Source organism: Pseudomonas sp. MCal1 (genome assembly GCF_026341415.1).
Lineage (GTDB): Bacteria > Pseudomonadota > Gammaproteobacteria > Pseudomonadales > Pseudomonadaceae > Aquipseudomonas.
Genome location: NZ_JAKUMP010000017.1, coordinates 105,840 through 126,582, shown reverse-complemented (window position 1 = coordinate 126,582; position 20,743 = coordinate 105,840). Strand labels below are relative to the sequence as shown.

At 61.1% G+C, this 20,743-nt stretch carries 19 protein-coding genes; 10 read left to right on the top strand and 9 right to left on the bottom strand.

From position 1 onward, the window contains the following. Window positions 1-294 precede the first annotated feature (294 nt). The gene (locus MKZ87_RS25510; RefSeq protein ID WP_085702457.1) at window positions 295-654 is read left to right on the top strand and encodes a DUF6124 family protein; all 360 of its coding nucleotides are present in this window, start codon (window positions 295-297) and stop codon (window positions 652-654) included. A gap of 186 nt (window positions 655-840) precedes the next feature. Here MKZ87_RS25510 and MKZ87_RS25505 read toward each other — a convergent pair whose 3' ends face one another. Beyond that, window positions 841-1,557: an SIMPL domain-containing protein gene (locus tag MKZ87_RS25505; protein WP_085698431.1), complete on the bottom strand. Its 717-nt coding sequence runs from the start codon at window positions 1,555-1,557 to the stop codon at window positions 841-843. A 315-nt stretch (window positions 1,558-1,872) separates the two neighbouring features. On the opposite strand from MKZ87_RS25505, the gene MKZ87_RS25500 reads away from it, so the two are divergent. From MKZ87_RS25500 to MKZ87_RS25485, 4 genes are all read left to right on the top strand, one after another. Further along, window positions 1,873-3,135 carry an ATP-binding protein gene (locus MKZ87_RS25500; RefSeq protein ID WP_085698432.1) on the top strand — a complete coding sequence of 421 codons (1,263 nt, stop codon included), beginning with the start codon at window positions 1,873-1,875 and terminating at the stop codon, window positions 3,133-3,135. After that, complete coding sequence (locus MKZ87_RS25495) at window positions 3,128-3,688, top strand: response regulator transcription factor (RefSeq protein WP_003221630.1); 561 nt, start codon at window positions 3,128-3,130, stop codon at window positions 3,686-3,688. Before MKZ87_RS25500 ends, MKZ87_RS25495 begins: the two co-directional genes overlap by 8 nt. 96 nt (window positions 3,689-3,784) lie before the next feature. Next, a complete protein-coding gene (locus MKZ87_RS25490) occupies window positions 3,785-5,512 on the top strand; it encodes an ABC transporter ATP-binding protein/permease (RefSeq protein ID WP_085702459.1) in 1,728 nt (575 codons plus the stop codon). Window positions 5,513-5,643: 131 nt separating this feature from the next. Continuing rightward, window positions 5,644-6,390, top strand: coding sequence for a FadR/GntR family transcriptional regulator (locus MKZ87_RS25485; protein WP_178076455.1), 747 nt, complete (start codon window positions 5,644-5,646; stop codon window positions 6,388-6,390). 527 nt (window positions 6,391-6,917) lie between these two features. On the opposite strand, the gene MKZ87_RS25480 is transcribed toward MKZ87_RS25485, so the two are convergent. The 3 genes from MKZ87_RS25480 to MKZ87_RS25470 all read right to left on the bottom strand — a co-directional run bounded on the left by MKZ87_RS25480 (window position 6,918) and on the right by MKZ87_RS25470 (window position 8,896). After that, window positions 6,918-7,292 (bottom strand): hypothetical protein, encoded by a 375-nt coding sequence (locus MKZ87_RS25480; protein WP_085702460.1) that lies wholly within the window; start codon window positions 7,290-7,292, stop codon window positions 6,918-6,920. A gap of 102 nt (window positions 7,293-7,394) precedes the next feature. Beyond that, a complete protein-coding gene (locus MKZ87_RS25475; RefSeq protein ID WP_085702461.1) occupies window positions 7,395-7,586 on the bottom strand; it encodes a hypothetical protein in 192 nt (63 codons plus the stop codon). A gap of 11 nt (window positions 7,587-7,597) precedes the next feature. Next, window positions 7,598-8,896 carry a phospholipase gene (locus tag MKZ87_RS25470; protein ID WP_085702462.1) on the bottom strand — a complete coding sequence of 433 codons (1,299 nt, stop codon included), beginning with the start codon at window positions 8,894-8,896 and terminating at the stop codon, window positions 7,598-7,600. Between the two features lie 234 nt (window positions 8,897-9,130). On the opposite strand from MKZ87_RS25470, the gene kdgD reads away from it, so the two are divergent. The 5 genes from kdgD (at window position 9,131) to MKZ87_RS25445 (ending at window position 15,758) form a co-directional block, all read left to right on the top strand. Further along, complete coding sequence (kdgD, locus tag MKZ87_RS25465; protein WP_085698438.1) at window positions 9,131-10,042, top strand: 5-dehydro-4-deoxyglucarate dehydratase; 912 nt, start codon at window positions 9,131-9,133, stop codon at window positions 10,040-10,042. Between the two features lie 61 nt (window positions 10,043-10,103). Then, on the top strand, window positions 10,104-11,543 hold the full coding sequence (locus tag MKZ87_RS25460) for an aldehyde dehydrogenase family protein (protein WP_085698439.1): 1,440 nt from the start codon (window positions 10,104-10,106) through the stop codon (window positions 11,541-11,543). Window positions 11,544-11,702: 159 nt separating this feature from the next. Then, complete coding sequence (locus MKZ87_RS25455; RefSeq protein WP_085698440.1) at window positions 11,703-13,067, top strand: MFS transporter; 1,365 nt, start codon at window positions 11,703-11,705, stop codon at window positions 13,065-13,067. Between the two features lie 11 nt (window positions 13,068-13,078). After that, window positions 13,079-14,632 (top strand): galactarate dehydratase, encoded by a 1,554-nt coding sequence (gene garD, locus MKZ87_RS25450; RefSeq protein ID WP_266202123.1) that lies wholly within the window; start codon window positions 13,079-13,081, stop codon window positions 14,630-14,632. Between the two features lie 184 nt (window positions 14,633-14,816). Then, window positions 14,817-15,758: an AEC family transporter gene (locus tag MKZ87_RS25445; protein ID WP_085702465.1), complete on the top strand. Its 942-nt coding sequence runs from the start codon at window positions 14,817-14,819 to the stop codon at window positions 15,756-15,758. 50 nt (window positions 15,759-15,808) lie between these two features. Here MKZ87_RS25445 and MKZ87_RS25440 read toward each other — a convergent pair whose 3' ends face one another. The 5 genes from MKZ87_RS25440 to gatA form a co-directional block, all read right to left on the bottom strand. Beyond that, window positions 15,809-16,186, bottom strand: a complete 378-nt coding sequence (locus MKZ87_RS25440; RefSeq protein WP_085698443.1) for a carboxymuconolactone decarboxylase family protein — start codon at window positions 16,184-16,186, stop codon at window positions 15,809-15,811. Next, window positions 16,183-17,244, bottom strand: a complete 1,062-nt coding sequence (locus tag MKZ87_RS25435) for a calcium/sodium antiporter (protein WP_266202128.1) — start codon at window positions 17,242-17,244, stop codon at window positions 16,183-16,185. Before MKZ87_RS25435 ends, MKZ87_RS25440 begins: the two co-directional genes overlap by 4 nt. 46 nt (window positions 17,245-17,290) lie before the next feature. Further along, the gene (locus MKZ87_RS25430; protein WP_039769262.1) at window positions 17,291-17,665 is read right to left on the bottom strand and encodes a septal ring lytic transglycosylase RlpA family protein; all 375 of its coding nucleotides are present in this window, start codon (window positions 17,663-17,665) and stop codon (window positions 17,291-17,293) included. A gap of 164 nt (window positions 17,666-17,829) precedes the next feature. Continuing rightward, entirely contained in the window at window positions 17,830-19,275 is a 1,446-nt protein-coding gene (gene gatB / locus MKZ87_RS25425) for an Asp-tRNA(Asn)/Glu-tRNA(Gln) amidotransferase subunit GatB (protein ID WP_085698444.1), read from the bottom strand. A 10-nt stretch (window positions 19,276-19,285) separates the two neighbouring features. Continuing rightward, window positions 19,286-20,737, bottom strand: coding sequence for an Asp-tRNA(Asn)/Glu-tRNA(Gln) amidotransferase subunit GatA (gatA, locus tag MKZ87_RS25420; RefSeq protein ID WP_266202122.1), 1,452 nt, complete (start codon window positions 20,735-20,737; stop codon window positions 19,286-19,288). Between the last annotated feature and the right edge of the window lie 6 nt (window positions 20,738-20,743).

Below are 20,743 nucleotides of genomic sequence, written 5' to 3'. Positions count from 1 at the left end.
CCACAAGTTTTTCAGGTTGTCCGTCGGAACCACGCTCTCTAGTCTTCGGTTGTCGCAGAAAACTCTGTGATTGGGTGTGAGAACCCAGGCAAGCGAGTGTTATTCAAACGTCAGTCCGACCATAATTGCCGCCAGCATTCCTGCTGCCTGTAATTGATTTATGGCGGCTGTGTGCGGGCAGACTTTGGTCTGGCCGGAATCTCCTTGCCCGGTTTCTCACCCCGCACATAGCTGCCACCTCTTCGCCGCGTGAGAACGGCATTTGGTGGCTTCAAGTCAGCAAGGAGTTAATCAATGAACAAGGTTGTCCCCGATCCACCCTTCGAAACACCCACCCCCCTCGAAGAAGCCATGCGCGCCGAAGACCTCGCCCGCAACCGCGAAGCCATCAAACGCGCCCTCGACTATTACCTGTGCCCCAACCCTTCCAAACCGCGCCCGAGCACGATGTATATGGTCACGCCCAACGTCGACACCGAAAGCCTGTTGGTCAATGCCTGCGAATCCCTGGCGTCGGCCAGTACGATCGCGAGCAATTTTGCCAATGAACTCAGCGGTTCGCAGCGCAGTACGGCGCTCGGCATCCAGCAGATCATCATGCTGGCCGAGCTTGCGGTGAACCGGGCGCTGGATCGGGTTGATCCGCGAGCCTGACGACCGCGTCGTCGTTCATTGCGGGCAAGCCCGCTCCCACAGGGTCGTGCGCGATTTCAATAAATCCACAGAACGGGTGGGAGCTGGCTTGCCAGCGATGACGGCGGAGCTGACAACCCAAATCCCGGGCATAAAAAAACCGGCGATCATTCCTGATCGCCGGTTTTTCATTCAGCCGTCACTCAATCACTGCATCAACACTTCAATCGAACCATCGGCGGTCAGGCTGACCTGGCTGGTGCCGGCTTCGACCTCAGGCGTCACGGGTGCTGAATCCATGCCCGCCGCTTTCATCATCATCGGGGCGCGCATGTACGGTTGCGGGTAGCCGTTGCTGTTGAGGTTCAGGTTGACGATTTTGTAACCCTTGCCGCCCAGGGCGTCGGTGGCCAGTTGGGCGCGGGCCTTGAAGGCGGTGACGGCTTCTTTCAGCAGTTTGTCTTCGCTGGCCTTACGGGTCGGGTCGGCGATGGCGAAGTCCATGCCGCCCATTTTCAGGTCGGTCAGCAGTTCACCGGTGAGTTTGGACAGGGCGGCGAAGTCGGCGCTTTCCAGGCGCAGTTCGGCGCGTTCGCGCCAGCCGGTGATTTTCTGGCCTTTGGTGTCGTAGATCGGGTAGCTGTTGCGGCTGCCCTGGCGCAGGGTGATGTCTTTGACCTGCTTGGCCTGGGCCAGGGCCTTGTTCATGGTGGTGCTGACGTCGGCGGCGAGTTTGGCCGGGTCGGTGTTCTGTTCTTCGGTGTAGAGGGTCACGATCATCAGATCGCGGGCCACTTCCTGGCTGACTTCGGCACGCAGGGAAATCTGGTTGTAGTGCAGCTCATCGGCGGCCAGGGCCGGAAGGCTGGCGACACTGCCGACGGTCAGGGCGAGAAGGGCGGCGCTGCGGCGAAATGTGTGCATGAAAGCTCCTTGATGAGGGCGCAGGTGATGGTTCGGGGCCTGCGTGAAACCATCAGACTCTAGCTTTTATGATCCGGTTCGCCCAGTTACAACTTCTATACAGATGGCCGGCAGCCGCTGCGCAGCCAATCGCGAGCAAGCTCGCTCCCACATTTGGGACGCGTTCCCCTGTGGGAGCGAGCTTGCTCGCGAAGGGGCCCTTATAGCCGCAGAAAATCTTTGCGCCATGTGGTCGTTTGCCGCACTTTCGCCTCTCAAGCGCGCGCCTTGGTTATACTCCGTGCGATCCGCCTGGAGCGCTCATCAGGAGAGCTCATGCTCGCCCCCGTACAACTGACTTCCGCCACTCGCCAGAACCTCTGGCGGCTGACTTTCATCCGCACCCTGGTGCTCGCCGCGCAGGCCGGTTCCGTGGGCCTGGCCTACTGGCTGGAATTGTTGCCGTTGCCGTGGGTGCAACTGGTGATGACCCTCGGCTGTTCGATTCTGCTGTGTGTGTTCACCGCTGTACGCCTGCGCACTTCGTGGCCGGTCACCGAGCTCGAATACGCGCTGCAACTGGCCTGCGATCTGGTTATCCACAGTGCCTTGCTGTATTTCTCCGGTGGTTCGACCAACCCGTTCGTTTCGTACTATCTGGTGCCGCTGACCATCGCTGCGGTGACGTTGCCGTGGCGTTATTCGGTGGTGCTGTCGGGCATTGCGCTGGCCTTGTACACGCTGATGCTGACGCATTTCTATCCGCTGGAAACCCTGCCGGTGGCGCGGGAGAACCTGCAGATCTACGGCATGTGGCTGAGCTTCGCGCTGGCGGCAGCGGTCATTACCTTCTTCGCCGCGCGCATGGCCGAAGAGCTTCGCCGGCAGGAAGAGTTGCGTGCGATCCGTCGCGAAGAAGGCCTGCGCGATCAGCAATTGCTGGCCGTTGCGACGCAGGCTGCCGGTGCCGCTCATGAACTGGGCACACCGCTGGCGACCATGAGCGTCTTGCTCAACGAAATGCAGCAGGATCATCACGACCCGATGCTTCAGGAAGACCTGAAAGTGCTGAAGGATCAGGTGAAACTCTGCAAGGAGACCCTGCAACAACTGGTGCGCGCCGCCGAAGCCAATCGCCGGATGGCGGTGGAGATGCAGGACGTTACCGATTGGCTCGACGAGGCGCTCAACCGCTGGCACCTGATGCGTCCGGAAGCCAGTTATCGCTTCCAGCGCCTGGGCCAGGGCCCGTTGCCGCGTGTGGCACCGCCGCCGGATCTGACCCAGGCCTTGTTGAATCTGCTGAACAACGCCGCCGATGCCTGCCCGGAAAACCTTCAGGTGACCCTGGACTGGACCGCCGAAGACCTGACCATCAGCATTCGCGATCATGGCGCTGGTGTGCCGCTGGCCATCGCCGAGCAGATCGGCAAACCGTTTTTTACCACCAAGGGCAAAGGTTTCGGCCTGGGCCTGTTTTTGAGCAAGGCCAGCGTGACACGCGCCGGCGGCTCAGTGAAACTCTATAGTCATGAGGAAGGCGGCACGCTCACCGAGCTGCGCCTGCCCCACGGCGCCCGAGGAGAGCAACATGAGTGACGAAATCCAAGTCGAAGGCGAAGAACTGCCGCATTTGCTGCTGGTCGATGACGATGCGACCTTCACCCGGGTGATGGCCCGTGCCATGGCCCGCCGTGGTTTCCGCGTCAGCACCGCCGGTTCCGCCGAGGAAGGCCTGACCATCGCCCAGGCCGATCTGCCGGACTACGCCGCGCTGGACCTGAAAATGGACGGCGACTCCGGTCTGGTCCTGCTGCCGAAGCTGCTGGAACTGGACCCGGAAATGCGCGTGGTGATCCTCACCGGTTATTCGAGCATTGCCACCGCCGTCGAAGCGATCAAGCGCGGCGCCTGCAATTACCTGTGCAAACCGGCCGACGCCGACGACGTGCTGGCAGCGCTGCTGTCCGAACACGCCGATCTCGACAGCCTGGTGCCGGAAAACCCGATGTCGGTGGATCGCCTGCAGTGGGAACACATCCAGCGCGTGCTGACCGAGCACGAAGGCAACATCTCTGCCACTGCCCGCGCCCTGGGCATGCACCGCCGCACCCTGCAGCGCAAACTGCAGAAGCGCCCGGTTCGTCGCTGAACCTGCGCTGAACGACCATCGCCAGCCCTCGCGATAAAACGCACCGATCATCTATGATCGGTGCGTGTCTGTTCTTTTCTTTATCGAGCCTTTTCCATGAATCAGAACGCTGAATATTCCGCGGTCAACGATGCTGTGCGCGGGCAGTTTTTTCGCAAGGTGTGGGCCATGACCACGCCTTATTGGCGCAGCGAAGAGAAGGGCAAGGCCTGGACGTTGCTGATCGCCGTTATCGCCCTGTCGCTGTTCAGCGTGGGCATCTCGGTGTGGCTCAACAGTTGGTACAAGGATTTCTACAACGCCCTGCAAAAGAAGGATGAGGCGGCGTTCTGGCAGTTGATCCTGTACTTCTGCGGGATTGCGACCGTGGCCATTCTCGGTGCGGTGTACCGCCAGTATCTGACGCAAATGCTCACCATCCGCTGGCGGGCGTGGCTCACCGAAAACCATTTCAAGCGCTGGCTGGGGCACAAGAACTACTACCAACTGGAGCAGGGCGGCTATACCGATAACCCTGACCAACGGATTTCCGAAGACCTCAACACGTTCACCAGCACGACCTTGAGTCTCGCCCTGGGCTTGATCCGCACAATCGTCAGCCTGGTGTCGTTCTCGATCATTCTGTGGGGCGTGTCCGGCAGCATCGAAGTTTTCGGCATCGAAATTCCGGGCTACATGTTTTGGTGTGCGCTGCTGTACGCGGCGGTCGGCAGCTGGCTGACACATTTGATCGGTCGACGTCTGATCGGCCTGAACAACCAGCAACAACGGTTCGAAGCCGACCTGCGTTTCTCCATGGTGCGGGTGCGCGAAAACGCCGAGAGCATCGCGCTGTACAACGGCGAGCCCAACGAAAACCGTCGCCTGAGCAGCCGCTTCGGTCTGGTCTGGCACAACTTCTGGGACATCATGCGAGTGTCCAAGCGCCTGACGTTCTTCACCTCGGGTTATGGCCAGATCGCAATCATCTTTCCCTTCATCGTTGCGGCCCCCCGTTACCTGTCCGGCAAGATCGAACTGGGTGAGTTGATGCAGATCAACTCGGCGTTTGGCAACGTGCAGGAGAACTTCAGCTGGTTCATCGATGCCTATGCGTCGCTGGCAGCCTGGAAAGCCACCTCCGATCGTCTGTTGAGTTTCCGGCAGGCCATGACCGATAACGAAGAGCGTTCGCCGGCCATCGATGTGCAGAATCAGGGCGATGAGCTGAAGGTTCATAACCTGGGCCTGGATCTGGCCGACGGTCGTCACCTGCTGACCAGCGCTGACATGACGGTGGAAGCGGGCGACCGCGTGATGCTCAGCGGCCGTTCCGGCAGCGGCAAGTCGACACTGCTGCGGGCAATGGGGCATCTGTGGCCGGCGGGGCACGGCAGTATTCGCTTGCCGGCGTCGCGTCATCTGTTTCTGCCGCAAAAACCGTATCTGCCGATCGGCACCCTGCGCGACGCCTTGAGTTATCCACAACCGGGCGAAACCTACGCGCCAGAGCGTTACGCACAAGTGCTGGAGACTTGCCGCTTGCCGCATCTGGTGGCGCGACTGGACGAGGCCAACCACTGGCAGCGCATGCTCTCGCCGGGCGAACAGCAACGTCTGGCCTTCGCCCGCGCGCTGCTCTATGCACCGCAATGGCTGTACATGGACGAAGCGACGTCGGCGATGGACGAAGAAGACGAAGCCACGTTGTATCAGGCGCTGATCGATCAGTTGCCGGGTCTGAGCATCGTCAGCGTCGGCCATCGCAGCAGCCTCAAGCGCTTCCATCCACGGCATGTGCGGATCGATGGCGGGCATCTGGTCGAGCAGACCGTGACCGCCTGATTTATCCGCACCTCTCTCGTGGGAGCTGGCCTGTCAGCTCCCACAGGATTTGCGTGGAAACGGAAAGTGATCGTACAACTCGCTTGAGCTATGATGCCCACAAGCCGAAATTTCGAGACAAGATGCAGACCATGGAAAACCTGATCGACACCCCGCGCCTCCCTCGCAAGCGCCGCAGCCTGGCTCAAGAACTGGTGACGGTGCTGACCGAGCAAATCCGCGACGGTCTGCTCAAGCGTGGCGACAAGTTGCCCACCGAGTCGGCGATCATGGAAGCCCATGGTGTCAGCCGCACTGTGGTGCGCGAGGCGATCTCCCGGCTACAGGCCGCAGGTCAGGTGGAAACCCGTCATGGCATCGGTACTTTCGTGCTCGACACCCCGAGCCCCAGCGGTTTCCGGATCGACCCGGCTACCGTGGTCACTCTGCGTGATGTGCTGGCGATTCTCGAATTGCGCATCAGCCTGGAAGTCGAATCCGCCGGCCTCGCCGCGCAGCGTCGCAGCGCCGAACAACTGGCCGCAATGCGCGCCGCCCTCGATGCGCTGAACGAAAGCGTGGCCCATGCCAGCGATGCGGTGGCCTCGGACTTTCAATTCCACCTGCAAATCGCGCTGTCCACCGGCAATCGCTACTTCACCGACATCATGACCCACCTGGGCACCAGCATCATTCCGCGCACTCGGTTGAACTCGGCGCGCCTGGCCCATGACGATCAGCAGCACTACATGAATCGCCTGAGCCGCGAGCACGAGGAAATCTACGACGCCATCGCCCGTCAGGATTCCGATGCGGCACGCGCGGCCATGCGCCTGCACCTGACCAACAGCCGCGAACGGCTGCGTCAGGCGCACGAAGAAGCGCAGGCGCAGGGCTGAACTCTGGAAGTGCGGGAAAACGTCATACGGTGTCGACTATAGATAGCGGTAATACCTTTGATGGTTGCGTGGTTCCGTCTATCGTTGCGATGTAGCTGATTTCTGCGGACCCATTTTTGAATTGATAGTTGAAAAGGCTTCTTGAATCCAGAGAGACCTGTTCCTTTCCGGCTGCCGAGGTCGTAAATCTAGTGCCCCATGGTATAGGGGGGCTAAAGCGGTCGGGCTTGACTGCAATTGTTATGTCGATCTGTTGGTTTGCTGCTTTCCCCTCATAAAAGAAATCGAGTAGAAAAACGCCATCCAGTTTTTTGGTGTCCAGCACTCCATTTGGCGCCTGAGGTGCTTCCGCTGGGGCAAGTAGATTTAAATGGGGATAATTGTAGTGTCTGCATGAGAAACTCTCCTTGGGTCGGGGTGAGTGCAATCTTTTTGTACCCCGCCAGTTGAGCTTCTTTGTGTGCCGGTGTGCCACTGTCAGAAATAACAGTGGCGACAAGCGGTCGCAATTGATCCCCCGCGCGTGATCAGGCCTCGATATATAGTCTCAACGGCTCCGAACACGGCTCCAGACTGGCCTCATCAGCAAACTTGTAGCGCAGCTCAACGGTACTGTTCAGGTACTTTTCCAGCTCGAACTTCGGGATGCTCAGTTCGATCCCGGTCAGGCCGACCATGTCATCGAGTGCTTCATCCCAGACGCCGGTCGGTTCCGACAGGCCCAGCCATTCAGGCTCTTCAGGATCAGCGCCGAGAATCGGGTACACATCCCAGTTCGGCGGTGTGTTCTGCCCGTCGGGCACCCGGACGATCAAATCGTCATCCAGAGTCGACAGCCGCAGGATGATCGAATCGCTGGCGTGGTCGGGGAATTGCGGAAGGTGTGCAGTGGCAAACGTCATGCTTCGTTCTCCTTGAAAGATCTGCCGCGATCCTTCGCGGCAGTCGTCGCACTTTACCCGGCGAATCGGTGAGGCGCGCCGGAGCAATCTTGTCCGGGCATTTCAGCTCTGGGGCAGAATCGAACGATCGACCCTGACCGCCAGCTTGCCCGGGCCGGGCCTGACGTCGAACGTCGCCCGGCCCTGAGCATCCACCGACGTGCGGGCGATGGCCACGCCGTCACGCAGCAATTGCAGCGGCGCACCTTTCAACGATTGGCCCGAGGCCAGTTCCACTTTCAATTTGATCGTCATCGAATCACTCCTTAATTCGTGTTGCCGGTTGGTTGGTAGTCCTTGAGCAGCAGGTAAGTGCTCCAGCCCCACCAATCGTCGACGGTGGTGGTGTCGTTGAGGTTGTTGACGTCCTTGCGCCGCAGGACTTTGTTGCCCTGAAGGCGGAACAGTGGCGAGAAGTTGTTGGCCGGATCCAGCACGGCTGTCAGATCCGGCAACCGTTGCAGCGCGTTGAAGGTGGTCGGCACGCTGCCGCTTGAGTACGCGGCATACACCTCGTCCGCCGAATCCTGCACTGCCTGATTCACCTGCTTTCGGTTGTCGACATCGGTGGCGTCGAAGTAGCGCTTGTCACCAAACGCACGCCATTGTTCGCCATGTCCGTTGCGTACCTTGAGGCCGAACTTGCTGTCTTCATCGTGCATGAAGCGAGTGATGAGCGAACCCAGGTCGCTCGGCGTCACTGCTGCGGCCATGGCCTTGCGCGGCACCCGCAGATGCCCGGAGGAGAACAGGTCGGTGAGGTAGTGATCGGCGAACGCGTTCATCGCGTAGGCCCGTTCCAGTTGCAGTTCGTCCTGACTGGCGTGGGCGGCAGCGGCGACTTGCAGGGCGGCGGTATGCCCGGCGATGTAGGCCTGACGTGCCCATTCGCCGAAGTGGTCGGCGTTGTTCGCTGCCAGTTTCAGATAGCGCCCGAGCGGGAAGAGGGCCGAGACAAAGCTGCCGCCACCGGTGATCTTGTTCCACTCTTCCGACAACGTATCTCCCAAGGCGTCATAGGCCTCATGGGGTTGCTTGCCGTCCTTGATCGCCTGGTTAACCGCGTCGATCTCTTTTTGCATGATCGCGAGAATCTGTACCGCTTCGGCCTTTGAAGCCGGCAGCGCGGCGAGGGTGTCGAAGGCTGCCGTGAAGCGTTGCAGGCGATCCGCCGGTGTCGCGCCTTCATTGATCGGACGGTCGACGACACCGTAGAAATCTCCTCCCAGCGCCAGTACCTGGCCGTAGGTCAGTGCCGATCCATTTGGCAGATGCAAGGGCACGTTTTGCGCAAGAAGCGGCTCGGCATTTTCTCCGAAACGCAGCCGTGTGTTATCGCCGATAGCCGTGTGTTCCGCGCCCTCGAAGCGTAACTGCGGTTTGCCTTTCAAGGCTTGAGCGGGCAGGGCGGTCGCAGGTTCGACATCGCTGTGCGAGTCGGCGATATGCAGCAACAGATGCGGATTTTCGGTACTGAAAGCGATGCCGTCGGAGGTGAAAAGATCATTGAACCGGGCGATGACCGGCGTGGGTTTTTCCAGGCATTTTGTTTGTAGACCGGACATTTCTTTCTCCTTGATATGTCATCGGTGAGTTTTTATTTAACTGTATGCATATACAGTCAAATCCACTCTAGACGAGAAATTTCCTACGTCAAAAAGAAATCCTGTCCGACAAAAATGCCTGCCAGCGATGAAATGCAGTTGACGGTTATCTTTTAAGTTGTACGATGACCTACAACTTCGGCGAAGGCTGAACGGTCCACTCACAAAAAACGTTGCTACCAGGGTGTTCGAATAATGAATCCACAAGAACTGAAGTCCATCCTCTCCGCCGGCCTGCTGTCGTTCCCGGTGACCGATTTCAATGCTCAGGGCGATTTCAACCGCGCTGGCTACATCAAACGCCTGGAATGGCTGGCCCCGTACGGTGCTTCAGCCCTGTTCGCCGCCGGTGGCACCGGTGAATTTTTCTCCCTCGCTGCCAGCGAATACTCGGAAATCATCAAGACTGCCGTCGACACCTGCGCCAGCAGCGTGCCGATCCTTGCCGGTGTCGGCGGTTCGACCCGCCAGGCCATCGAATACGCTCAGGAAGCCGAGCGTCTGGGCGCCAAAGGTCTGTTGCTGCTGCCGCACTACCTGACCGAAGCCAGCCAGGACGGCGTTGCCGCCCACGTTGAAGCCGTGTGCAAATCGGTCAACATCGGCGTGGTTGTTTACAACCGCAACGTCTGCCGCCTGACCGCGCCGCTGCTGGAACGTCTGGCCGAACGCTGCCCGAACCTGATCGGTTACAAGGATGGTCTGGGCGATATCGAACTGATGGTGTCGATCCGTCGCCGTCTCGGCGATCGCTTCAGTTACCTGGGTGGTCTGCCGACCGCCGAAGTCTACGCTGCGGCCTACAAGGCCCTGGGCGTGCCGGTTTACTCCTCGGCGGTGTTCAACTTCATTCCGAAAACCGCGATGGAGTTCTACCACGCCATCGCCCGCGAAGATCACGCCACCGTCGGCAAGATCATCGACGACTTCTTCCTGCCATACCTGGACATCCGCAACCGCAAGGCCGGCTACGCCGTGAGCATCGTCAAGGCAGGCGCCAAGATCGCCGGCTATGACGCAGGCCCGGTGCGGGCGCCGCTGACCGACCTGACCCGCGAAGAGTACGAAATGCTCGCCGCGCTGATCGACAAGCAAGGTGCGCAGTAACCCAACCCTATAAACAAGGCCGCTGAGCGATCAGCGGCCTTTTGCGTCAGGAGAATGATTCGTGACCAAGCGCTATGACAACTACATCAACGGTGAATGGGTCGCCGGCAACGATTACTCGGTCAACATCAACCCGTCCGAGCTGAGCGACACTATCGGCGATTACGCCAAGGCTGACCTTGCTCAGGTCAACGCCGCCATCGACGCCGCGCGCGCCGCGTTCCCGGCGTGGTCGACTTCGGGGATTCAGGCCCGTCATGACTCGCTGGACAAAGTCGGCACCGAAATTCTCGCCCGTCGTGAAGAACTCGGCACCCTGCTGGCCCGGGAAGAGGGCAAGACCCTGCCGGAAGCTATCGGTGAAGTGACCCGCGCCGGCAACATCTTCAAGTTCTTCGCGGGTGAATGCCTGCGTCTTTCCGGCGACTACGTGCCGTCGGTGCGTCCGGGCGTCAACGTTGAAGTGACCCGCGAAGCCCTCGGCGTGGTCGGCCTGATCACCCCGTGGAACTTCCCGATTGCCATCCCGTCGTGGAAAATCGCCCCGGCCCTGGCCTACGGCAACTGCGTAGTGTTGAAACCGGCGGATCTGGTGCCGGGTTGCGCCTGGGCACTGGCCGAAATCATCTCCCGCGCAGGCTTCCCGGCCGGTGTGTTCAACCTGGTGATGGGCAGCGGTCGCGTGGTGGGGGAAGCGCTGGTCAACAGCCCGAAGGTCGACGGCATCAGCTTCACCGGCTCTGTCGGTGTGGGCCGTCAGATCGCGGTCAACTGCGTGTCGCGCCAGGCCAAGGTTCAGCTGGAGATGGGCGGCAAGAACCCGCAGATCATTCTCGACGACGCCGACCTCAAGCAAGCGGTCGAGCTGTCGGTGCAGAGCGCTTTCTACTCCACCGGCCAGCGTTGCACGGCATCGAGCCGACTGATCGTCACCGCCGGGATTCACGACAAGTTCGTCGATGCCATGGCCGAGCGCATGAAGTCGATCAAGGTCGGTCACGCGCTGAAGGCCGGCACCGACATCGGCCCGGTGGTCTCGCAGGCACAGCTTGAGCAGGACCTGAAATACATCGACATCGGCCAGTCCGAAGGTGCGCGCGTGGTCAGCGGCGGTGGTCTTGTGACTTGCGACACCGAGGGCTACTTCCTCGCGCCGACTCTGTTTGCCGACAGCGAAGCGTCGATGCGCATCAGCCGCGAAGAGATCTTCGGTCCGGTGGCCAATATCGTCCGCGTGGCCGATTACGAGGCGGCACTGGCCATGGCCAACGACACTGAATTCGGTCTGTCGGCGGGTATCGCCACCACGTCGCTGAAGTACGCCAACCACTTCAAGCGTCATTCGCAGGCCGGGATGGTGATGGTCAACCTGCCGACCGCCGGTGTCGATTACCACGTTCCGTTCGGTGGCCGTAAGGGTTCATCCTATGGCTCACGTGAGCAAGGGCGCTATGCGCAGGAGTTCTACACGGTCGTGAAGACCAGCTACATCGGTTCCTGATAGACGCACTATCTGTGGGAGCTGGCTTGCCAGCGAAAGCATCACCTCGGTGTGACAGACATTCCGGGGCGCCTGCATCGCGGGCAAGCCCGGCTCCCACAACGCAAGACCAAAGAAGATTCACCCGCGCATAAAAATAATCAGTGGGAGTACATCTACATGCAATCGTCCAAGCCGACTCACGTCCGCTATTTGATCCTGCTCATGCTGTTTCTGGTGACCACGATCAACTACGCCGACCGCGCCACCATCGCGATCGCCGGCTCCAGTCTGCAAAAAGACCTCGGCATCGACGCGGTCACCCTCGGCTACATCTTCTCTGCATTCGGTTGGGCCTACGTGGCCGGGCAAATTCCCGGTGGCTGGCTGCTCGATCGCTTCGGCTCGAAAAAAGTCTATGCCCTGAGCATCTTCACCTGGTCGCTGTTCACCGTGCTGCAAGGCTTCGTCGGTGAGTTCGGCATGTCCACGGCCGTTGTGGCGCTGTTCATGTTGCGCTTCCTCGTGGGGCTGGCCGAGGCGCCTTCGTTCCCCGGCAACGCGCGCATTGTGGCGGCCTGGTTCCCGACCGCGGAACGCGGCACCGCTTCGGCAATCTTCAACTCGGCGCAGTACTTTGCGACGGTGTTGTTCGCGCCGCTGATGGGCTGGATCGTGTTCACCTTCGGCTGGGAGCATGTGTTCATCGTCATGGGCCTGCTCGGCATCGTGTTCTCGCTGGTCTGGCTCAAGATTATCCACAGCCCGCGCCAGCACCCGATGGCCAACGAAGCGGAAGTGAAGTTCATCGCCGACAACGGCGGCATGGTCGACATGGACCAGAAACAAGGCAAAAAGGCTGACGGCCCGAAATGGGATTACATCCGCCAGTTGCTGACCAATCGCATGATGCTCGGCGTTTACCTGGGCCAGTACTGCATCAACGGCATTACCTATTTCTTCCTGACCTGGTTCCCGGTGTACCTGGTGCAAGAGCGCGGCATGACCATCCTCAAGGCCGGTTTCATTGCCTCGTTGCCGGCGATCTGCGGTTTTATCGGCGGTGTTCTCGGCGGGGTGATTTCTGATTACCTGCTGCGCAAGGGCCACTCGCTGACCTTCGCCCGCAAGGCGCCGATCATTGCCGGTCTGCTGGTGTCGAGCAGCATCGTGGCCTGCAACTATGTCGACGTTGAATGGATGGTAGTCGGCTTCATGGCCCTTGCGTTCTTCGGCAAAGGCGTGGGCGCGCTGGGCTGGGCGGTTGTGTCCGACACCTCGCCGAAACAGATCGCCGGTCTGAGCGGTGGCCTGTTCAACACCTTTGGCAACATCGCGTCGATCACCACCCCGATCGTCATCGGCTACATCATCAGCTCCACCGGTTCGTTCAAGTGGGCGCTGGTGTTTGTCGGCGCCAACGCGCTGGTGGCGGTGTTCAGCTATCTGGTGATCGTCGGCCCGATCAAGCGTGTGGTACTCAAAGAGCCGCCAACCAGTGGCGGTTCCGAAATCACCGGTAAATTGTCTCAAGCGCATTCCTGAGGAGCGGCGTCATGCAGCTGATTGAACATTCCGACTCGCCGCGCTACATCCGCCTGCACGAGCGGGACAACGTAGTGGTCGTGGTCAATGACCAGGGCGTTCCGGCCGGCACCGCTTTCGCCGATGGCCTGGTGACGGTGGATTTCGTGCCGCAGAGTCACAAGGTCAGCCTGGTGGACATCCCCGAGGGCGGCACGGTGATTCGTTACGGCCAGATCATTGGCTACGCGTTGCAGCCGATTCCCCGTGGCAGTTGGGTCAAGGAAGATCAATTGCGCATGCCGACCGCGCCGCCGCTGGACAGCCTTCCGCTGTCCACCGACGTGCCGGCCGCCCAGGCGCCGCTGGAAGGCTTCACATTCGAGGGGTATCGCAATGCCGACGGCACCGTCGGCACGCGCAACATCCTCGGGATCACCACCACCGTGCAGTGCGTCACCGGGGTACTGGATCACGCGGTCAAACGCATCAAGGACGAACTATTGCCGAAGTACCCGCACGTCGATGACGTGGTGGCGCTGACCCACAGTTACGGTTGCGGCGTGGCGATCACGGCCACCGACGCCTGCATCCCGATCCGTACCGTGCGCAATCTGGCGCGCAACCCGAACCTCGGTGGCGAGGCGTTGGTGATCAGCCTGGGCTGCGAGAAACTGCAGGCCAGTCAGGTAATGCACGAAGACGATGCGTCGGTGGATCTGAGCGAGCCTTGGCTGTATCGCTTGCAGGATTCCAGTCACGGTTTCACCGAGATGATCGAACAGATCATGCAACTGGCCGAAACCCGCTTGAAGAAACTCGACCAGCGCCGCCGGGAAACCGTGCCGGCGTCCGAGCTGATCCTCGGCATGCAATGCGGCGGCAGCGATGCGTTTTCCGGGATCACCGCCAACCCGGCGCTGGGTTACGCCTCCGACTTGCTGCTGCGGGCGGGGGCGACGGTGATGTTTTCCGAAGTCACCGAAGTGCGCGACGCGATTTACCTGCTGACCTCACGGGCGCAGAGCAAAACCGTTGCCGAGGAACTGGTGCGCGAGATGGACTGGTACGACCGATACCTGGCCAAGGGCGAGGCGGATCGCAGCGCCAACACCACGCCGGGCAACAAGAAGGGCGGGTTGTCGAACATTGTCGAGAAGTCGTTGGGCTCGATCGTGAAGTCCGGCAGCAGTGCGATCAGCGGCGTGCTCGGCCCGGGGGAACGCTTCAAGCAGAAGGGTTTGATTTTCTGTGCGACGCCGGCGAGTGATTTTGTCTGCGGCACGTTGCAACTGGCGGCGGGGATGAACCTGCATGTGTTCACCACCGGACGTGGTACGCCTTATGGTCTGGCCATGGCGCCGGTGGTGAAGGTTTCGACCCGTACCGAACTGGCGCAGCGCTGGCCGGATCTGATCGACATCGATGCCGGGCGGATTGCTACCGGACGCGCGTCCATCGAAGAGTTGGGCTGGGAGCTGTTCCACTACTACCTGGATGTGGCGAGCGGCAAGCAGCAGACGTGGGCGGAGAAGCACAAGCTGCATAACGACATTACGTTGTTCAATCCGGCGCCTATCACTTGATCTGCTTGAGGGGTGTTGATCGTTCCCACGCTCCGCGTGGGAATGCAGCCCGGGACGCTCCGCGTCCCAACAGCGTGACGCGGAGCGTCACAGGAGACGTTACCACGCAGAGCGTGGGAACGATCAGGGTGAAAGTGGCTTATCATTGGCCCCCTGACGACGCTCACCTCCAAGGCTCTCCGGCATGCTGGCTATCTTCCTCGAAACCTTGAACATCACCGCGCCGGTGTTTGCCATGCTGTTTCTCGGTGTGCTGCTCAAGCGCATCGACTGGATCAACGACAACTTCATCCACACGGCATCGTCATTGGTGTTCAACGTCACCATGCCGGCGCTGCTGTTTCTCGGCATCCTGCATGCCGACCTGCACGCCGCGCTGCAACCGGCGCTGCTGATCTATTTCGCACTGGCCACGCTGGTCAGTTTTGCCGTCGCCTGGGGCTGGGCGATTTTTCGCTGTCCGCGCGAAGATCGTGGCATCTACACCCAAGGCGCGTTTCGCGGCAACAACGGGGTGATCGGCCTGGCGCTGGCGGCGAGCATGTACGGCGACTACGGAATTTCCCTCGGGGCGATTCTCGCGGCGCTGGTGATCCTGTTCTACAACACCCTGTCGACCATCGTGCTGGCGGTGTACAGCCCGGTGATCAAGTCCGATCCGTGGAGCATCTGCAAAAGCGTGGTCAGCAATCCGCTGATCATCAGCGTGATCGCAGCGGCACCGTTCGCTTATTTCAAGATCGGTCTGCCGGGCTGGCTGGAAACCTCCGGTCAGTACCTGGCGCAGACCACGCTGCCGCTGGCCCTGATCTGCATCGGCGGTACGCTGTCGCTGGCGGCGCTGCGCAAGAGCGGCAACATGGCGCTCAGTTCGAGTCTGGTGAAGATGATCGGCCTGCCGGTGATCGCCACGCTGGGTGCATGGCTGTGGGGCTTTCGCGGGGCGGAGCTGGGGATTCTGTTTCTGTACTTCGGCAGCCCGACCGCCGCGGCCAGTTTCGTCATGGCCCGTGCCGCGCAGGGCAACCATGAACTGGCGGCGGCGATCATCGTGCTGACCACGTTGATGGCGGCGATCACCACCAACATCGGGATCTTCTTCTTGCAGTGGGGCGGGTGGATCTAGCCCGAGACCGGGCTTGATCTTTCGGGCCTCTTCGCGAACAGGCCCGTCAATCAGGGTTTCTGGTAGGTATCGATCACTTCCTGCGCCGCGCGGAACGCATCGATTGCCGCCGGCACGCCGGCGTACACCGCGCAATGCAGCAGCGCTTCGCGGATCTCATCGACCGTGCAGCCGTTGTTCAGCGCACCACGCACATGCCCCTTCAACTCCTGCGGGCACTTCAGCGCGGTCAGTGCGGCAAGAGTGATCAGGCTGCGGGTTTTCAGCGGCAGGCCTTCGCGATTCCACACGCCGCCCCAAGCGTGTTCGTTGACGAAATCCTGCAACGGTTGAGTGAATTCGGTGGCGTTGCCCAGCGCGCGGTCGACAAACGCGTCGCCCATTACCTGACGGCGGACTTCAACCCCGGATTTCTTCGATTCGGTCATGGCACATCCCTCTTGTGGTGTTGGCGGCGCCAGGCGCGTACGGACGTAAAAAACAGAAACGTCAGCAGCGTCGGCAGCACATAAAACAGCATCAACCGTTCAAGCTTGCCGGCCAGTGGCATGCCGGTGGTGAACGACACCACGTGCAGCCCGTAAGCCAGATACAAACCAAGCAGCAACAGGCCTTCAGCCCGAGTCACGCGATAACCGGAATAGAACACCGGCAGGCACAGCGCCGCGACGCCGAGCATCACCGGCAGGTCGAAATCCAGTGCGTTCGGCGAGACCGACAGCGGCGTCGGCGCGATCAGTGCGGTGAGGCCCAGCACCCCAAGCAGATTAAACAGGTTGGCACCGATCACGTTGCCTACGGCAATGTCCCGCTGGCCGCGCAGCGCGGCGATCAGTGAGGTGGCGAGCTCCGGCAGCGAGGTGCCGACCGCGACCACGGTCAGGCCGATCACCCGTTCGGAGAATCCCAGGTCGGTGGCCACGACCACGGCCGCACCCAGCAGCAGGTGCCCGGCGAACACCAGCATGCCCAGACCGCCGACGATCATCAGCAGGCTGGTAAACCACGGCGCCTGCGGATCGTGCGGTTGATCGGAATGCGGTCGGGTCGAGTGCCGCGACTGGCGCAGCAACAACCCGAGGTAAAGCCCCAGGGCGCCAAGCAGCAGTATGCCGTCGAGGCGCCCGAGCTCTTCATTCCACGCCAGCACGAACACCAGCAGGCTGGCGCCGATCATCAACGGGATGTCGAGGCGCACCAGTTGCCGCGACACCCGCAGCGGAATGATCAGCGCCGACAGGCCGAGGGTGACAAGAATGTTGAAAATACTGCTGCCGATCACGCTGCTGACGGCGATGTCCGGCGTGTGCGCCTGCACGGCCTGCAGGCTGACGGCCATTTGTGGAGCGCTGCTGCCGAGGGCAACGATGGTCAGGCCGATGATCAACGGTCGTACATGCAGGCGCGCGGCCAGGCGCACGGCTGCGCGCACCATCAGTTCGGCGCCGGCGATCAGCAGGAACAGCCCGCTGAGCAATTCGATCACGCTGATCAGGGGTAAGTCGGTCAATCCGAAAATGGTGGGCGCTCCATCAGTCGTCGAGAGCCTGGACCCGAACACGGGCGGTTCCACTGCGCAGCATACCGAGCTGTTCGGCCGCCGCACGTGAAACATCGATCAGGCGGCCACGGGTGTGCGGGCCGCGGTCGTTGATGCGGACCACGACGGATTCATCGTTTTTCAGGTTGGTGACCTTCACCCGTGTGCCGAACGGTAACTGGCGGTGGGCGGCGGTCAGGGAATTCTGGTTGAACGCTTCGCCGCTGGCGGTGCGTTTACCGTGGTGCTTGGCACCGTAATAGGAGGCGACGCCGGTCTGGTCGTAACCGTGCGGGTCGATGGTGTCGGTGCTGGCGCAACCGGCTAGCAAAGAGAGCAGGGCGCAGGCGCCGAGCAGACGTTTCATTCAAAAGCTCCCAAATAACAATGTGGGAGCGAGCTTGCTCGCGAAGAAGCCGTCACATTCAGCATCAATGTTGAATGTCACGACGCCTTCGCGGGCAAGTCGGAGCGCCGAACCGCCACTCCCACAGGGAATGGAGCCAGGCTTTGGATCTGGCTCCATTGTGGTCAGCCTTCGAGCTTGCTTTTCAGCAGTTCGTTCACTTGCTGCGGGTTGGCCTTGCCTTTGGAGGCTTTCATGGCCTGACCGACGAAGAAGCCGAACATCTTGCCGCGCTTGGCTTCGTCTGCCGCACGGTATTGCTCGACCTGCTCGGCGTTGGCCGCGAGCATTTCGTCCAGTACCGCCGAGATTGCACCGGTGTCGGTGACTTGCTTCAGACCGCGCTTCTCGATGATCTCGTCCGCGCTGCCTTCACCGTTGGCCATCGCTTCGAACACCACCTTGGCGATCTTGCCGGAGATGGTGTTGTCCTTGATGCGCTGCAGCATGCCGCCCAGTTGCTCGGCCGAAACCGGCGAATCCTCGATGTCCAGGTTCTGCTTGTTGAGCAGGCTGCCCAACTCGACCATCACCCAGTTCGCCGCCAGTTTGGCGTCGCCGCCGATGCTGGCGACCTTCTCGAAGTAGTCCGCCTGCTCACGGCTGGTGGCCAGCACGTTGGCGTCGTAGGCCGACAGACCGAACGCAGTCTGGAAGCGCTCGCGTTTCTGCGGTGGCAGTTCCGGCAGGGTGGCGCGCACGTCGTTGAGGAACGAGTCCTCGATGACCACCGGCAGCAGGTCCGGATCGGGGAAGTAACGGTAGTCGTTGGCTTCCTCTTTGCTGCGCATCGGACGGGTCTCGTCCTTGTTCGGATCGTACAGACGGGTCTGCTGGATCACTTTGCCGCCGTCTTCGATCAGGTCGATCTGACGCTGGATTTCGGAGTTGATTGCCTTCTCGATGAAGCGGAACGAGTTGACGTTCTTGATCTCGCAGCGGGTGCCGAATTCAACCTGGCCTTTGGGACGCACCGACACGTTGCAGTCGCAACGCAGCGAGCCTTCGGCCATGTTGCCGTCGCAGATGCCCAGGTAACGCACCAGCGCGTGGATCGCCTTGACGTAGGCCACGGCTTCCTTGGCGCTGCGCATGTCAGGTTCGGACACGATTTCCAGCAGCGGCGTGCCGGCACGGTTCAGGTCGATGCCGGTGGCACCGCTGAATTCTTCGTGCAGGCTCTTGCCGGCGTCTTCTTCCAGGTGCGCGCGGGTGATGCCGACGCGTTTGACCGTGCCGTCTTCCAGGGCGATGTCCAGGTGGCCCTTGCCGACGATCGGCAATTCCATCTGGCTGATCTGGTAGCCCTTCGGCAGATCCGGGTAGAAGTAGTTTTTACGGGCGAACACGTTGCGCTGGCCGATCTCGGCGTCAATCGCCAGACCGAACATCACCGCCATGCGCACGGCTTCCTGGTTCAGTACCGGCAGGGTGCCGGGCATGCCCAGGTCGATCAGGCTGGCCTGGGTGTTCGGCTCGGAACCGAAAGTGGTGGAACTACCGGAAAAGATTTTCGACCGGGTGGTGAGCTGGGTGTGAATCTCCAGCCCGATCACGACTTCCCATTGCATGTGTGTCTCCTCAGAAGCCGGTTGGGGTGCGGGTGTGCCAGTCAGTGTTCAGCTGATACTGGTGCGCAACGTTGAGCAAGCGGCCTTCCTGGAAATACGGAGCGAGCAGTTGCACGCCGACCGGCAGACCATCGACAAAACCGGCCGGCATCGACAGGCCTGGCAGGCCCGCGAGGTTGGCGGTGATGGTGTAGACGTCTTCCAGGTAGGCAGCGACCGGGTCGCTGTTCTTGGCGCCGAGTTTCCAGGCCGGGTTTGGCGTGGTCGGGCCGAGGATGATGTCGACTTCGTTAAATGCGCTCATGAAGTCGTTCTTCACCAGGCGACGGATCTTCTGCGCTTTCAGGTAGTAGGCGTCGTAGTAACCGGCGGACAGCGCGTAGGCACCAACCATGATCCGGCGCTGGACTTCAGCCCCGAAGCCTTCGCCACGCGAGCGCTTGTACAGGTCTTCCAGGTTCTTCGGGTCTTCGCAGCGGTGGCCGAAGCGCACGCCGTCGAAACGCGACAGGTTGGAGGACGCTTCTGCCGGGGCGATCACGTAGTACGCAGGAATCGCGTGCTGCATGTTCGGCAGGCTGATTTCCTTGATCACGGCACCGAGCTTCTGCAGCTCTTTGATGCTGTTCTGGATCAGTTCGGCGATGCGCGGGTCGAGACCGGCGCCGAAGTATTCCTTCGGCACGCCGATGCGCAGCCCTTGCAGCGAACCGTTCAGGCCGGCGGTGTAGTCCGGCACTGGCTCATCGATGCTGGTGGAGTCGTTCGGATCGAAGCCGGCCATACCTTGCAACAAAATCGCGCAGTCTTCGGCGGTGCGAGCCAGAGGGCCACCCTGATCGAGGCTGGAGGCGTAAGCGATCATGCCCCAGCGCGACACCCGACCGTAGGTCGGCTTCAGGCCGGTGAGGTTGGTGAACGCGGCCGGTTGGCGGATCGAACCGCCGGTGTCGGTGGCCGTGGCAGCCGGTAGCAGACGAGCGGCAACTGCTGCCGCCGAACCACCGGACGAACCGCCCGGCACGTGTTCCAGGTTCCACGGGTTTTTCACCGCGCCGTACCAGCTCGACTCGTTGGCCGAACCCATGGCGAATTCGTCCATGTTGGTCTTGCCCAGAGTCACGGTGCCGGCGGCGGCCAGCTTCGACACCACGGTGGCGTCGTACGGGGCCTTGAAGTTGTCGAGCATCCTCGAGCCGCAACTGGTGCGGATGCCCTGGGTGCAGAACAGGTCTTTGTGGGCGATCGGCGCACCGAGCAGCGCGCCGCTCTCACCATTGGCCCGGCGCACGTCGGCGGCTTTGGCCTGCTCGAGGGCCAGCTCTTCGGTGAGGCTGATGAAACTGTTGAGCTGCGGATCGAGCTGGGTAATGCGCGCCAGCAGGACTTTGGTCAGCTCTTCGGAAGAAAACTTTTTATCGGCGAGACCGCGGGCGATCTCGGCCAGAGTCAATTGATGCATTGCAGG